Origin of the sequence: Enterococcus raffinosus (assembly GCF_001886185.1) — a bacterium.
Classification (GTDB): domain Bacteria; phylum Bacillota; class Bacilli; order Lactobacillales; family Enterococcaceae; genus Enterococcus_A; species Enterococcus_A raffinosus.
Genome location: NZ_JXLA01000001.1, coordinates 21146 through 36082 on the forward strand (window position 1 = coordinate 21146; position 14937 = coordinate 36082).

A 14937-nucleotide genomic window follows, 5' to 3' on the forward strand; every position below is an offset into this window, starting at 1 on the left:
GTACCCGACCATTTTATTTTGGTTGGGTTTTTCTGTCTTTTACTCCTTTTGTTTCTTGCAGAATGGTTGCTTGAAAATGAGAAAGGAGTTTTTGTCGTGGAGAAAAATAAAATCCACAAATTGACGCTATTGGCTTTAATGATCGCCTTGGATGTTGTTTTGTCACCTTTGATGCGAATCGAGGGGATGGCGCCGATGTCTAGTGTCATGAACATTATCGCCGGCGTGTTGTTGGGCCCCATTTATGGAACGGTGATGGCGCTAGTTTGTGCTTTGATCCGGATGACGATGTTAGGGATTCCGCCTTTGGCGCTGACGGGAGCGGTGTTTGGGGCTTTCTTTGCGGGGCTGTTTTATCGTTTGGGAAAGAAGCTGATTTGGTCAATGCTGGGTGAAGTTGTTGGTACGGGAATTATCGGATCTCTCTTATCTTATCCTGTGATGGTGTGGTTCACCGGCAGTCAGAATGAGCTGTATTGGTTGATTTATACCCCGCGTTTTGTCGGTGCGACCCTGATTGGTTCGGTGATTGCTTTTGTCGTCTTAGTGAAGCTGAAGGAGACCGCGATCTTTAAACGCTGGCAGCGCTTATTTTCCAGTGAAAGGATGTTTGGATGATGAAAATAGATGCTTCAAAACTACTGCCCTTAACCGAGGCTCCGCTGGTTCATTGTATAACCAATGAGGTAACCTGTGAAACGGTAGCTAATGCGCTGCTTTATATCGGAGCAAAGCCGATCATGGCTTGTGATCCGCGGGAGTTTGACGAGCTGTTTCGACAGACAGACGGCTTGTTGCTGAATATTGGTCATCTCTCGGAGGAACGTGAAAGAAGTTTAGTCGCCGCTGTGAAGCTGGCAAACAAGGTGGGAAAGCCAACCGTCGTTGACCTAGTAGGATATGGGGTCAGCCGCACAAGAGATCGGATAGGGCGTCAGCTTGTTGAAGAAAAGCCAACTGTAGTAAAGGGGAATATTTCTGAACTGCGTAATTTTTGCGGCTTACCAAGCCATGCCCGCGGAGTGGATGGCAGTGAGCTGGATCAAAGCGATCCAGCAATCGAAGAGCTAACAAATGCTCTGCAGCAATTAACAAAGACGTATCCTAAAACAACCTTTTTAGCCACTGGCAGCCAAGATATTATTGTGGATCAGTGCAGAGTCTGGCAGCTGCGAAACGGCGTGCCGGCATTGGATCGCTTTACTGGGACCGGCGATGTTGTCGGTGCTTTGATCGCCGCGTTATTGGGGACTGGAGCAGAGGCTTCGGCGGCGGTCGTTACGGCGGTCAGCTATTTTAATCTATGCGGAGAGCAAGCAGGCGATGAAAATGGCTTGGCGGCTTTTCGACAAGCAACCTTGAATCAACTCTCGCTTTTGATGGAAAAAGAATGGTGGACTGAAGTGAAGGGAGAAGAAAAACAATGGGCTTAACGCTTTATTTGGTAACAGCTCGCTATGATTTTAGCGATGACCACTTTCTGACGGTGATTGAAGAGGCCTGTAAAAATGGGGTCACACTTGTTCAGCTGCGAGAAAAAGATTTACTGACGGGAGAATTTTATGCACTGGCTTTGAAGGTAAAACAGGTGACGGATCGGTATCAGATCCCGCTGATCATCAATGACCGGGTAGATATTTGCTTGGCGGTTGATGCGGCAGGGGTGCACATCGGGGATGATGAAATGCCAGTAGAGGTGGTGCGGTCGCTGATCGGTCCCGAAAAAATCTTGGGCGTGTCAGCAAAAACTGTCGAGCGAGGAGTCGAGGCAGAAAAAGCGGGCGCGGATTACTTAGGTATTGGCGCGATTTTCCCAACAAAAACCAAAGAGACGCCGCTAACTTCGATCGAAACGTTAAAGGCAATCAATGAGCAGGTAACGATTCCTAGTGTTGCGATCGGCGGGATCAAGGAAGATAACCTGACGGATTTTTATGGGACGGGAATCGCCGGGGTATCGATCGTTAGTGAAATCATGCGGGCAGAAGATGTAGGGAAAAAGGTTCATCGGTTGAAAGAAAAAATAGATAAAGTATTGGGGGAATCAAAATGATAAATGAAACGCCTCAGGTTGTAACGATTGCCGGATCGGATTCTGGCGGTGGCGCGGGAATTCAAGCGGACCTCAAAACCTTCCAGGCACGAAAGGCTTTTGGAATGAGCATTATTGTGGCATTGACATCTCAGAATACGTATGGGGTACAAGACAGTATGGCGATTCCTAGCCCCTTTATCGAAGCGCAGTTTGATTCTTTAGCCGCTGATTTTGCGATTGGTGCTGCTAAGACCGGGATGTTGGCGGATGTGGAACGAGTAGAAACGGTGGTAAAAAAACTGAAGCAGGTAGATTTTGGCCCAGTAGTTGTAGATCCTGTAATGGTAGCGAAGGGCGGGCATCATCTCCTACAAAGTGATGCGGTAAAAACGATCAATCAGCAATTACTGCCATTAGCGACGATCGTTACCCCCAATTTGCCAGAAGCAGAAGTCATCATTGGTCAGCGGATCGTGACGGATCAGGAGATGATCAATGCCGCGAAAAAGCTGCAAGCCTTCGGTACGCAGAATGTTGTCGTTAAAGGCGGACACAGCCAGAACAAGGATGCGGCGGATTATGTCTTGCTGGCCTCAGGAGAAAGCTTCTGGATGAGTGCGCCGAGAGTGGAGACAGCAAGTACTCATGGAACCGGTGACACCTTTTCCGCCTGTATCGCCGCGGAACTGGCAAAAGGAACCGAGCTGAAGGAAGCGATCATTATCGGCAAGAAATTTATTCAAGCCGCTATCAGCCAGCCGATTTTTGTTGGGCACGGACATGGTCCAACCAATCATTGGGCCAAAATGACCGATAATATCGTCATCAAATAAAAAAGAAGTTGAGAAAGAGTCCCTTCTCTAAACGTTACAAGCGAACGATTTTAGAGACCCGCGCCTTCTCAACTTCTTTTTAGTTTGCCTTCAAACAAATATCTTGTCCTTGCTCCTGCAGGTGAGCGACATGCTGCTCGCCCCAGCTGCACAGACTATCTAGAATATCAGACAGGCTGCGGCCATAGTCGCTTAATGAATATTCGACTTTCGGCGGCACCTGTTGATACACTTTTCGGTCAATAATATTATCTTCCTCTAACTCACGAAGCTGCTGGGTCAGCATTTTTTGGCTGATGCCAGTAATTCCTCGCTTCAAGTCGCTGGGACGCATCGGTCCATGGCGAAGGTTACAAAGAATAATGGGTTTCCATTTTCCGCCGATAACATCCATCGTCGCTTCGACACCGATCATATAGGAACGATTCTCCAAAAAAAATTCCTCCTTAAAATGTTGATACCATCCAAAAATTACTAAAAGGTATCTATAGTACAAAAAAGTGGGTACTTATCAAAAGATCATCAACAGTATATAGTATCTTCTCGTAGGTTACAAATACTTTTTTTGGAGGAACAAAATGGAAAAGAAACTCTCACCAAATTTAACATTACTGGCTCTCGCGATTAATGCCTTCGCGATCGGGTCAACGGAATTTATCAGCGTCGGACTGTTACCGATGATTGTTAAAAGCTTCAACGTCACACTCGCACAAGCAGGGTTGACTGTTTCATTGTACGCTTTAGGCGTTACGATCGGAGCCCCTTTATTGACCGTTTTAACAGGAAAATGGAACCGACGTAGCTTGATGATCGGCATTATGCTGCTGTTTATTAGCGGGAATCTGCTGGCGGCTTTTGCACCGACCTTCTTTATTTTATTGCTAGGCCGCATTTTGGCAGCCTTGGCTCACGGAATCTTTATGTCTGTTTCAACTGTGATTGCAGCCGACGTTGTTGAACCTTCACGTCGTGCAAGTGCCATCGCGATCATGTTTACAGGGTTAACTGTGGCTACAGTGACGGGAGTGCCGCTTGGAACCTTCATTGGTCAACAGACAGCTTGGAACATGTCCTTTATCTTTATCGCTGTTGTTGGGTTGCTGGGACTAATCGCCAGCAGCTTCTTGGTTCCCCGTCATTTACCGATTCCAGGTAAAGTGGACTTGAAGGGCTTCACCCGAATTTTTACCAATAAACCATTGGTGATGTCCTTCTTGATTACAGCTTTCGGTTACGGCGGTACCTTTGCTGCATACACTTATCTGTCGCCGATTTTGACCGATTTTGGATTTTCTGCCAGTGCTGTCGTGGTTATTTTGATCGTTTATGGCGTAATGGTCGCTATCGGGAATACTGTTGGCGGACATTTCGCAAATGAAAAGCCGTTGGCATCCTTGATCAAGATGTTCGGTCTTTTGATGGCGGCCCTTGTGTTCTTATTTGTGACCATCTTGATTGGAAACAGTATTCTAGGACTGCTGGCAGCGATGCTGTTAGGCTTATTTGCCTTTATGAACGTGCCAGGTCTGCAACTGTATGTTGTACAGCTAGCGGAAAAGTACGTACCGCAGGACATTACTCTGGCTTCAGCGTTTAATATCGCCGCCTTCAACATCGGAATTACATTAGGATCGACAATTGGTGCACAAGTCACTGGTAAAATGTCTATTGCCTATACACCATTATTCGGGGCACTCATTGTTTTATTCGCCATCCTCTTGATTCTTCAAGTGAAAAAAAGCGAAGCCGCAGAAATGGGAAGTACAGGAACTGAATGTGAAGAATAGGAAAAAGCCGTGACAGATTCCGTCACGGCTTTCCCGTTATTTGTTGTTCCAGATTTGAGCCAAAATATCCTTCAACACTAGAAAGGCGTCCTGATCATTGTAGCCATAATCCCTTTTCAAGCGCTTCAGCATTTCTGTTAGCTGAGAAGCATACATCTCTACATGGACAGTCTTTTGATAGGTTGCCAACACTGGGAATTTTTCAGACCAAACTGTCGTCCAGTCAATCTTCTGCTGCTTCTCTTCACTGGTTTTAGCGATGACTTCCTTGATATCATTTAGGTCTGGATCGAATTCGATTAGTTCATCCAAAGAAACTTTGTATGCGGCGGCTAATTTTTTCGATTGATTGATATCCGGCAGGGTTTCGTCGAGCTCCCATTTTGAAATGGTTTGTCTGCTAACCCCGAATTTTTCGGCGACCTCTTCTTGAGACAATCCCTGCTTTTTACGTGCAGTGTAGAAATTGTTTCCTAATGTCATCTTCTATCCCTCCAACCTTGATAGGTTAAGTGTATCAGGATCTGACATGAAAGCTAGCGACGACAGAAGGAACTTTTGCCCTGTTTCTTAACATCAGTCCAAAGCGGGTTTATTGCGAAAATGAACCAGGCAAGCAGTAAAGACAGCCAGTAGTAAAGCTAATAGGACGAGTAAGGAAAGCTGGGAGCCGGTAACTGTTGCGGCGATAAAATCCGATTGGGATTGTTGAGCCAAGTTAATGATTGTCGCAACGATCGCTGTGGCAACGGCGCCAGAGAATTGCTGCAGTGTATTAAACAGCGTATTGCCATCACCATATTCATCCTCTGACAGCAAGTTCATTCCTGTAGTCATTAAATTGCTGTAGGAAAAGCCAATACCGATCATGTAAAAAACATGACCTGCGACGAATCCTAGCAGAAACGGTGAACGTAATAACAGTGTTAAGGCGATCCAACCGATCGTCGCAAAGCTCAAGCCTAATAAGATCGGTTTTTTCGGCCCAAAGCTGTCTAAGACACGTCCAGAGATTGGAGCTAAAATCGCGCCGACTGCGGCTCCAGGCATCATGACAAGCCCTGCGATGAAGGCATCTTTGCCTAAGACGATTTGAATGAAGTTTGGCAATACGAAGGAAATCCCTAAAAGTAAAAACTGACAAACCAAAAAGCCGCACAAGAATAAAACAAAGACTTTATTTTTCAATACGGTAATACGCACTAGCGGATTTTTTCCACGCGTCGCCTGACGATAGAAGATCGCAAATCCGACAATGCCGATAGCTAGCGAAACAAGACTTAGTAAGCTGCCGATTTGATTTAAAAACATCAATAGTCCGCTGAACAGTAACGCGACACCGATCAAGCTAACGACATCCAGCGCCCCAGTTTTATTGACAGGCATCTCTGGGATGGCATAAAGACCAATCACCAAAGAAATCGCGAGTACAGGTAATAAAAATAGAAAAATTGCATGCCAAGACAGGCTGGCAGTCATGATTCCGCCATAAGTGGGCCCAATCGCTGGAGCGATCGAAGTCGTTAATGTTCCAACCCCCATCATGGTGCCTCGTTTATGCATAGGAGTGAAATTCAAAATAATATGAAACATCAGCGGTAAAGCGATCCCTGTGCTGATTCCTTGGAGTAGCCGTCCGAGTAAAAGAATGCTGTAAGAAGGTGACCATAAGTCAATCACTAGCCCTGCTATGAAGAACAGATTAGCGACAATAAACAATTTGCGAATCGAAAAATTTTTCAATAAATAATTGGAAAAGGGCACCATAATGGAAATCACCAGGAGATAAATCGTCGTGACCCACTGTACCATACCAGTCGAAATCCCAAACTGTGTTATCAGCGTAGGGAAGGTCACATTCATGGCGGTCTCAATCAAGACCCCAGCAAAGGACATAATTCCAGTGGCAAGGACAGCTAACAACAAATGGATTTTCTTTTCTTTCATGTAATAACCTCACTTTGTTTCGACAGATAACAGTGCATTGAGTTTGTGCCGCAGGGTTCATTTTGCGTAGCTGAGCGGCATTCATTTTTCTAAAACCTAGAAAAATGAATGCTATTTTCGTCACGCATACGATTCAACGAAACATCCTGTACTTAAACTAGTTGATACAGAAGAAACCGACCTCACACTTTTACTAACTGCGAAAAGATGGACTCGCAGCTACCTCAAGTGACCGGAAGTCATTTTTCTAAAACCCAGAAAAATGAATGCTATTTTCGTCACGCATACGATTCAACGAAACATCCTGTACTTAAACTAGTTGATACAGAAGAAACCGACCTCACACTTTTACTAACTGCGAAAAGATGGACTCGCAGCTACCTCAAGTCAAGGGACTTCATTTTTCTAAAACCCAGAAAAATGAGTCATATCTTCGTCACGCATACGATTCAACTAAACAACCTGTACTTAAACTAGTTGACACAGAAGAAACCGGCCTCACACTTTTAATAACTGCAAAAAGTTGAACTCGCAAAAAAGGAGAGGTGGTTTCTAAATTAATAGAAACCGCCTCTCTCTCGACACGCCCTGCGTGTTATCTGTACGATTTATTCACAGAAAGCATTGTAAAGCTTTTTTTCACCAAGGTCAAGCTTAGCGTTGGATAAGAAAACTTATGATCGCGAAGATAGCGATGTGTGCAGGGTAGAAAATGTAGAAGAAATTCCGCATGCTTCGTCCTTTTTCGCCGTTATAAAGAATGATTGGGATTGCCGCTAGGAACATCATCCATTGATAGTTAAAGGAGAAGGCGTATTGAATCCCGCCGCCAAAAACAAGTGTAATAACGGCGACAACGACTAGTGCCGCAACTTGTAGAAATTTCTTTCCGTGGAAAAGATAGAATAAAACAGCGAGGGCCACTAGTAAAAAGCCACCCTCTGTCATCATGACTGTTGGAACGATTAGAGTGAATACTTGGAAAAACAACAAGCCGATTTTCGAATCGAATAGGCTGCCGTTAGACAATAGCATCATCGCGAAAATACTTAACAGGGTAGGCACAAGGAACCATACGAGGCCCTTAATAAAGGTTTTCCTTTGTTTGAAATATTCACAGGCCTGCATGTAGACAGTCCCTAAGAATATGGTGCCAAAAATATTATTGATAACGATTGACCCGCCGATAGAAAAGTAGCGATTTAGGATGAAGTTAATGATCCCCATCAGCCAATAGCCGGCTAGCAATCGGAACATGTACTTTTTACGATCGCTCGTATGAATGAACCCCTCAGAACTTTCAAATAGAAACAGCGGTGCTGCGATTCGTCCGATCCAATGGAACCAGATGGGAACACCCAAAAAGAGAAAAAATTCTCCGATGTGATCAATGACCATGGTCACAACCCCTAAAACTTTTAACTGGAAACCAGTCATTCCTTTGTTCATAAAAAAACTCCTCTCTCTGAAAACCACGATACTGAATTTTTTTGTCAGCCACCATTTATTAAACGAACAATCGACTTACAAAAATGAGAGATGAAATGTCAGAAAATTCTATAAACTCATTGACAACTGATAAAACCTCCTTTATCATTACAATCATAAATTAATTTAATTGCCATTTAAATTTAATTTTTCTAAGGAGAATTTCTATGAACGCGACGACTACTGGACAAATGGTCATTATTATTAGACTGAGGACTTGAAACTTGTTTTGAAAAAAACAGTTTGAGGTCCTGTTTGACATTTGTTGAGTGGGATTCTCCAGAGCATCCCACTAAGAAATTAGTGAGATGCTTTTTTATTTTAGTAATAGGTACCAAACAAAAAAGGAGTGGGGAAAATGGAAAACAATGTAGAGAAGGTAAATTTTAAAGAAACAGCTATTTATACCGTTGAAACGGCAGAGGCACCAAAGGCAATCGGCCCTTATGTACAAGGAAAAGTGGTAAACGGTATGTTGTATGCCTCAGGTCAGATTGCATTGGACCCGACTAGCGGAGAAATGGTCGGTGAAACGATCGAGGATCAAACCTATCAAGTATTGCGAAACGTTGGCGGACTTTTAAAAGCAGTTGGAGCAGACTATGACCAAGTCGTAAAGACGACATGCTTCTTGAAGAATATGTCTGATTTTGTTGCCTTCAATCAAATTTATGAAAGCTTTTTTGATAATGAAAAACCAAGCCGCTCCTGTGTTGGTGTCGCTAATTTACCCAAAGATGCATTGGTTGAAGTTGAGATTGTAGCGGTGGTAGAATAATAATTTTACAGTTTTAAATACTTATTTAAGTCCTCTTTTTTTTAAAGGAGGACTTTTATTATGAAATAAAGAAGAGGTATGTTTGCTTTCTTCAAAAATAAATCAATTTTAGAAAACGCTTGCACAAGCAATTAATAGATGCTATTATCAAGGTGTTAACAGGTTAACGTGTTAAGTTTCAAGGAGGAATTAAATATGGCTATAGCAAAATATGAAGAAATAAAACAGGATATCGTGAAAAGAATACTTTCAAAAGAATTTCAACCAGGACAAAAGATTTCGAGCGAAGCAGAGCTGAAGAGTAAATACAATGTTAGTTCAACAACCGTAGTAAAAGCTTTGAATGAGCTTGTTTCAGAAGGGTATGTTTATAGAGTTCAAGGAAAGGGAACCTTTGTTACAAAGGCGCTTAGAGGAACAACAGTCCGGTATTTTGAAAATGATTATAAATATTTTGATCGCAGTGATGAGCGTACAGAAGTCATTTCTGTTAAAACGGAGTCTACTTCTGAGATTATTGGTGAATTTGAGGAGGGGATTGAGGTTCAAGAAATTACTCGTCTGAAATATGCTGGGGATATCCCAATTCAACTGACGACAACCTATATGGACTCAAATTATATTCAAGGTGCATCGAAGGAACAATTGAAATCAATCTATGATACGGTTCGCGAGAAGAAAAATATTAATCTATTCAACAATCAATTCGAAGAAAATTTCAAAATACTATCTCCTGTACCTAATGAGATAAAGAAATTACTTAAAATTTCTGGAGAAGCCCCGGTAGTGTTTATAACACAAAAAACATACTCAGCAGACAACAAATTAATTGAATTAATTCTTTCATATAAAAAGCATGACTACTTTGATATTACTGTTACTTCAGTATAGGAGGAAAAAATGATTATATTATGTGGACATGGCAAGTACGGTGAAGCAATCAAAAATAGTTTAGAGATGATCGCAGGAAAACAAGAAAACATGTACACTGTTGATTTTACCGAAGACATGTCTGTCAGCGATATTATCGAACAGTACAATGAGCGAATCTCAGCTTCAACAGAACATGTATCGATTTACTGTGATATTCCTGGGGGAAGTCCCGCAAATGCGGCGCTATTAACTAAAAAGAAAAGTGAAAAAGTACGAGTTTTTACAGGACTAAATCTATCTATGATGCTCAGTTTAGCAATGGGGGAAAGTATTTCACAAAGTTTAGTCGATGCCAAAGAATCTATTAAAGAGCTTTAGAAATTGGAGGCGAAAAAAATGATTGTTAATGTTCGAATTGATGAACGTTTGATTCACGGGCAAGTGGCAACCATGTGGACGAATCACTTGAAAGCCACTCGAATTATGGTCGTTGATAACGAGGTTGTAAAAAATGAGATGGAAAAAGAGGTTCTTAAGATGGCAAAGCCCAACTCAGTCAAGCTGAGTATATTAACAACAAAAGGCGCTTCAATGCGAATAAACAATGGGCAATATGATGCTGAAAAAGTCTTTTTAATCGTTAAGAACCCCAAGACACTTGTTGAGTTAACGGATAACGGTGTGGTATTAGAAGAAATAAATGTCGGGAACATGTCTGCGAAGAAAGGTTCTAAACAAATAGCGAAATCAATTGGTGTCACATCAACTGATATTGAAGCGTTTAATTATTTAAATCAGAAAGGGGTAAATCTGGTAGCACAAATGGTTCCCAATGAAGAAAAAAGTGATTTCATGAAACTACTGAAGGAGGGTCATTAATATGGAATTAGCTACGTGGCAAATTGCAATCTTAATTATTTTTTCATTCTTTTGTATTTTAGACAATTTGACTCTGGTTATTGGTATGCAGTTTCCGGTAATCGTTGGCACGATTGCGGGGCTTATTGTGGGAGATGTCACTTTAGGATTGACGATCGGGGCTACTTTGCAATTGATGGTACTTGGGGTAGGAACTTATGGAGGCGCTTCCGTTCCCGATTTTACAACGGGTGCGATAGTTGGAACAGCTTTTGCACATATATCAGGGAAAGGAATTGAGTTTGCTCTAGCTATTGCCGTACCAGTTGGTCTATTGATGGTTCAACTAGACGTGTTAGCTCGATTTGCAAATACCTTTTTCTTACACAGAATCGATAAGAACATCGAAGAGTTGAATACTAGGGGGATTGCTCGAAATACGGTGCTAGGAATGTTTCCGTGGGGATTATCCCGAGCTATTCCAGTTGGAATCATGCTTATCTTTGGGCAAAAGGTGGTAGACGTCATCGTAAATGATATGCCGGATTGGCTGATGGGCGGGTTGAAGGTAGCGGGGGGACTGCTTCCCGTAGTGGGAATAGCTGTTTTACTAAAATATCTTCCTACAAATAAATATATTGCCTATTTAATAGCGGGATTTTTCTGCGCGGCTTATTTGAAAGTACCGATGCTGGGAGTCGCAATGGTTGGATTGGCCTTAGCGATTAATCACTTTAATCGTAAGGTTGGGGAGGAAAAAAGTCCAGAAATGAAACCTGCTGCTGCTGCTGATACCAGTCTAACTATAGGGGGCTACGAAGATGGAGAATATGAAGAATAGTACGATCACAAAAAAGGATCTTTTTCGCGCCAGTTATCGCTGGTTATTAGGAAGTCAAATCTGTTGGAATTATGAGCGGATGATGTCTACAGGTTATCTCTATACCATGTTGCCATTTTTAGAAAAGAAATACGGCGACAACAAGGATGAACTTAAAGAAATGCTAGAAACACACAATCAGTTCTTCAATTGTAATCCAATGATGGGGCATTTTATTGTTGGGATTGATCTGGCAATCGAGGAACAAGAAGGATTTGAATCCAGAGAAGTAATTACAGGGATCAAAACCGGGTTGATGGGACCATTTGCCGGAGTTGGAGACACGATATTTGGTGTATTAATTCCTACTGTTTTAGGTTCGATTGCGGCTTATATGGGGCAAAAAGGCAATGTGACTGGTGTGATCATCTGGTTGCTGGTTAATATTGCTGTCTGTATCGCCAGATTTACATTTCTTCCTTTCGGATACAAACAAGGTCTCAAACTAGTCAATGAATTCAGCGACAAACTGAATGCATTGACGGATGCGGCGATTTTGCTAGGGGTTACTGTAGTAGGAGCGCTGATTCCGACAGTTATTACAGCAAATGTGTCCTTTGTCTATAAATCCGGTGAGGTGACAATGAAGCTGCAAGAAATTTTGGATCAGATTATGCCTGCACTGATTCCAGCTTGTTTAGTAGGTTTGATCTATTGGTTACTAGGGAAAAAAGGGATGACTTCAACAAAAGCCATTCTACTAGTAATGGTGTTGTCGATTATCTTTTATAATCTTAAGATTTTAGGATAAAAAAGGGATGCTAGTTTTACTTAGTCTGTTTAATTTCCTGCGATTGCAGGTAAAAAATGATTACTAGAAAAAAGGGAGAATAGAAAATGACATTAGAATTTTTTGAAGAATGTAAACGAGTTACAAAAGTGCTTGAAGAGAATGAGAAAGAAAATATTTTGGAGGCTGCAAAAATTGTGGCGGAAGGGATTATGAAAGGCGGGATTACTCAAGCTTTCGGTAGTGGTCATTCGTATGCTGCGGCAATTGAAATTAGCGGACGCGCTGGCGGTTTGATTACTTCGAAGACGATCATGGATCCGGCAGGAGGAATGTATGAGCAATGTGAAGGTGTAGGGAAAACGCTGATGCATAAGGTCATGGTTGATCCTAATGATGTCTTCTTTTTGATCTCAAACTCAGGAAGAAATCCGATGGCTATCGAAATTGCAGAAGAAATAAAAAAACGCGGGAATAAATTAATTGTCGTTACGGCATTAGATATCTCGAAAGCTTCGACTTCGCGTCATCCTAGCGGAAAACTGTTATTCGAGTTTGCGGATGTCGTGCTGGATAATCATTCTGGTTTCGGTGATGCTGCTTTAGAAATCGAAGGGTTAGACACAAAAGTTTGTGGAACCTCTTCCTTTGCGGCAACCTTACTTTTGCAGCAAACAATGTTTGAAGCAATCAAAATCATGGTAGAAAAAGGCTTTGAGCCGCCTGTATACATGAGTGCGAATGTTGATGGCGGACATGAACGTAATTTAGCGATCGAAAACAAATATGCCGATCGAATCTTCCATATTTAAAAGCAGAGCCTTGAACTTGTCTTTTCAAGTTTAGGGCTTTTTTAGGATCTTGTATAAAAAAACTGCAGCATAGGAGTATAAAGTGAAAACAGTCGCAGAAATCAGAAAAGAAACTTATTCGAAAAAATGGTCGCGTTATGGTGAGAAGGAGATCTTGCCCTTTTGGATTGCCGATATGGATTTCAAATCACCAGAGTTTTTATCCAAGTGTTTGCTTTCCAGAGTTCATAAGAATTATTTCGGATATACGGATATCCCCAAGGAAGTAAATCATCGGATCTGTGAATGGTATAAAAAGCGGTACGATTGTGTAGTAAAACCAGAAGAGATTCTTTTTTCGACAAGCGTTTTGCACAGCTATCGAGTAATCCTCGAAACTTGTTTATCAACAGGTGGAAAAATAGTAGTGCTCACACCAAGTTATCCACCGTTAATAACTATCGCAGAAAATATTGGCGTTGAGGTAGTTGAAATACCACTTCTACATGTGGATAACAGTCATCAGATTGATTTTAATGAAGTTAGAAAAGTATTGAGTGAAGACCCTAAGATTGAAGCGCTTGTTTTGTGCAATCCTCACAATCCAGTTGGTCGTGTTTGGAATAATGCTGAAATTGAGAGAGTTAAGGAACTGGTACAAGCCCGAGATTTATATCTGATTTCGGACGAGATTCATGGTGACCTTGTATTTAGTGACTATTCATTCAACTCAGTATTAAAAACAGACAAGGCTGTGGAAAAACTAATTGTGCTATCTTCACCGGCGAAAACATTCAATGTCGCAGGTATTAAGGCATCCTACATCATTATTAGAAACCAAAAGATAAAAACACGGCTAGCAGAAAGGTTTAAGATAAATGGGTTAAACGATTTAGATATATTTGCCATTGAGACACTAAATGGTTTATATGGAAATTTTGAAGATGCGCTTCTATGGTTGAAAAACCTGATTAACGTTTTAGAAGAAAACTATCACTATCTTGAAGGATTTTTTTCTGACCTAGAGCGTGCGGAACTAATCAAATCTGAAGGTTCATACTTAGCTTGGATAAAAATTATAGATAGCCCGTGTGTAGATTCTAATGAAATAAGAATCGTTTTGAAAGAAAGATATGGCATTGATGTACATGAAGGAACGATTTTCAAAGAGGGTGATGGCCAGTATATTCGGATAAATTTCGGTTGTCCATTAGAATTTTTAATAAAAGGAATGGAGCGTTTTGCTGAAGCAATTACAGACAAAGCGATCTAGTGAACGGGAGAATGTAGAATGAGTAAGAAGATAATTAAAGAATTTTGCGCTGAAAATTTTGAAAGGATTCCTGAGGCTATTGCTTCAGGAGCTGGCAGGATCGAGCTGTGTGATAATCTCGCAGAAGGTGGAACGACGCCTAGCTATGGTGTAATAAAAAAAACACTCGATTATACTAAAGGAAAAAAAGTTCCCACTATGGTCATGATCAGACCAAGAGGTGGGAACTTTGAATATAATAAAGCCGAAGCTGAAATTATGGAAGCTGATGTGATGATTTGTAAAGACTTAAAGGCAGATGGTATTGTTTTTGGTTGTTTGAAAAATAGTTGGTTAGATGAACCACTTATACTGCATTTAAAAGACCGAGCAGGAGATATGTCTGTTACTTTTCATATGGCTTTCGATGAGTTGAGCCGAGAAAATCAATTTCGAGCAATTGATTGGCTGGCAGAAAAAGGAGTTGATCGTATCTTAACTCACGGTGGAAGCGGCGAAAAGCCAATTTCTGAGACAGTTTCGCATTTATTAGAACTGATTTCATATGCAAATGATCGAATAGTTATTCTGCCAGGAGCAGGGATTCGATTTGATAATGTCGATCAATTACTAGCAACTCTAAATGTCTCAGAAGCACATGGAACACGTATCGTTTCTATTTAAA

The 14937-nt window shown here is 41.6% G+C and carries 18 protein-coding genes; 14 read left to right on the forward strand and 4 right to left on the reverse strand.

Annotated elements, in window-relative coordinates; genetic code table 11:
* The first annotated feature begins 138 nt into the window (after positions 1-138).
* Genes thiW through thiD form a run of 4 tightly spaced genes read left to right on the forward strand, consistent with a single transcriptional unit; the run spans position 139 to position 2868 of the window.
* Positions 139-618, forward strand: coding sequence for an energy coupling factor transporter S component ThiW (gene thiW, locus RV13_RS00095; RefSeq protein WP_028020397.1), 480 nt, complete (start codon positions 139-141; stop codon positions 616-618).
* Complete coding sequence (gene thiM / locus RV13_RS00100) at positions 615-1433, forward strand: hydroxyethylthiazole kinase (protein ID WP_010745059.1); 819 nt, start codon at positions 615-617, stop codon at positions 1431-1433. Before thiW ends, thiM begins: the two co-directional genes overlap by 4 nt.
* The gene (gene thiE, locus RV13_RS00105; RefSeq protein ID WP_010745060.1) at positions 1424-2053 is read left to right on the forward strand and encodes a thiamine phosphate synthase; all 630 of its coding nucleotides are present in this window, start codon (positions 1424-1426) and stop codon (positions 2051-2053) included. Before thiM ends, thiE begins: the two co-directional genes overlap by 10 nt.
* On the forward strand, positions 2050-2868 hold the full coding sequence (thiD, locus tag RV13_RS00110) for a bifunctional hydroxymethylpyrimidine kinase/phosphomethylpyrimidine kinase (protein WP_010745061.1): 819 nt from the start codon (positions 2050-2052) through the stop codon (positions 2866-2868). The genes thiE and thiD overlap by 4 nt, the downstream gene beginning before the upstream one ends.
* Before the next feature lie 79 nt (positions 2869-2947).
* Here the strand turns inward: thiD and RV13_RS00115 are convergent, their stop codons facing one another.
* A complete protein-coding gene (locus tag RV13_RS00115) occupies positions 2948-3301 on the reverse strand; it encodes a winged helix-turn-helix transcriptional regulator (protein WP_010745062.1) in 354 nt (117 codons plus the stop codon).
* 145 nt (positions 3302-3446) lie between these two features.
* Between RV13_RS00115 and RV13_RS00120 the strand changes: the two genes are divergently transcribed.
* Positions 3447-4655 carry an MFS transporter gene (locus RV13_RS00120; RefSeq protein ID WP_010745063.1) on the forward strand — a complete coding sequence of 403 codons (1209 nt, stop codon included), beginning with the start codon at positions 3447-3449 and terminating at the stop codon, positions 4653-4655.
* Positions 4656-4691: 36 nt separating this feature from the next.
* Here the strand turns inward: RV13_RS00120 and RV13_RS00125 are convergent, their stop codons facing one another.
* The 3 genes from RV13_RS00125 to RV13_RS00135 form a co-directional block, all read right to left on the reverse strand.
* Positions 4692-5138, reverse strand: coding sequence for a helix-turn-helix domain-containing protein (locus tag RV13_RS00125; protein ID WP_010745064.1), 447 nt, complete (start codon positions 5136-5138; stop codon positions 4692-4694).
* Positions 5139-5231: 93 nt separating this feature from the next.
* Positions 5232-6602 carry an MFS transporter gene (locus tag RV13_RS00130; protein ID WP_010745065.1) on the reverse strand — a complete coding sequence of 457 codons (1371 nt, stop codon included), beginning with the start codon at positions 6600-6602 and terminating at the stop codon, positions 5232-5234.
* 654 nt (positions 6603-7256) lie between these two features.
* Positions 7257-8051: a TraX family protein gene (locus tag RV13_RS00135; RefSeq protein ID WP_010745066.1), complete on the reverse strand. Its 795-nt coding sequence runs from the start codon at positions 8049-8051 to the stop codon at positions 7257-7259.
* A 397-nt stretch (positions 8052-8448) separates the two neighbouring features.
* Between RV13_RS00135 and RV13_RS00140 the strand changes: the two genes are divergently transcribed.
* The 9 genes from RV13_RS00140 (at position 8449) to RV13_RS00180 (ending at position 14936) form a co-directional block, all read left to right on the forward strand.
* Positions 8449-8868 (forward strand): Rid family detoxifying hydrolase, encoded by a 420-nt coding sequence (locus tag RV13_RS00140; RefSeq protein WP_010745067.1) that lies wholly within the window; start codon positions 8449-8451, stop codon positions 8866-8868.
* Positions 8869-9063: 195 nt separating this feature from the next.
* A complete protein-coding gene (locus RV13_RS00145) occupies positions 9064-9759 on the forward strand; it encodes a GntR family transcriptional regulator (RefSeq protein ID WP_010745068.1) in 696 nt (231 codons plus the stop codon).
* 9 nt (positions 9760-9768) lie between these two features.
* Positions 9769-10119, forward strand: coding sequence for a PTS sugar transporter subunit IIA (locus tag RV13_RS00150; RefSeq protein WP_010745069.1), 351 nt, complete (start codon positions 9769-9771; stop codon positions 10117-10119).
* A gap of 18 nt (positions 10120-10137) precedes the next feature.
* The gene (locus RV13_RS00155) at positions 10138-10620 is read left to right on the forward strand and encodes a PTS sugar transporter subunit IIB (protein ID WP_010745070.1); all 483 of its coding nucleotides are present in this window, start codon (positions 10138-10140) and stop codon (positions 10618-10620) included.
* A gap of 1 nt (position 10621) precedes the next feature.
* Positions 10622-11440 (forward strand): PTS mannose/fructose/sorbose/N-acetylgalactosamine transporter subunit IIC, encoded by an 819-nt coding sequence (locus RV13_RS00160; RefSeq protein ID WP_010745071.1) that lies wholly within the window; start codon positions 10622-10624, stop codon positions 11438-11440.
* Positions 11421-12230, forward strand: a complete 810-nt coding sequence (locus tag RV13_RS00165; RefSeq protein ID WP_010745072.1) for a PTS system mannose/fructose/sorbose family transporter subunit IID — start codon at positions 11421-11423, stop codon at positions 12228-12230. Before RV13_RS00160 ends, RV13_RS00165 begins: the two co-directional genes overlap by 20 nt.
* An 86-nt stretch (positions 12231-12316) precedes the next feature.
* Positions 12317-13021 carry an SIS domain-containing protein gene (locus RV13_RS00170; protein WP_010745073.1) on the forward strand — a complete coding sequence of 235 codons (705 nt, stop codon included), beginning with the start codon at positions 12317-12319 and terminating at the stop codon, positions 13019-13021.
* An 82-nt stretch (positions 13022-13103) separates the two neighbouring features.
* Positions 13104-14273, forward strand: a complete 1170-nt coding sequence (locus RV13_RS00175; protein WP_010745074.1) for a MalY/PatB family protein — start codon at positions 13104-13106, stop codon at positions 14271-14273.
* 30 nt (positions 14274-14303) lie between these two features.
* Positions 14304-14936: a copper homeostasis protein CutC gene (locus RV13_RS00180; protein ID WP_028020394.1), complete on the forward strand. Its 633-nt coding sequence runs from the start codon at positions 14304-14306 to the stop codon at positions 14934-14936.
* The last annotated feature ends 1 nt before the right edge of the window (position 14937 follow it).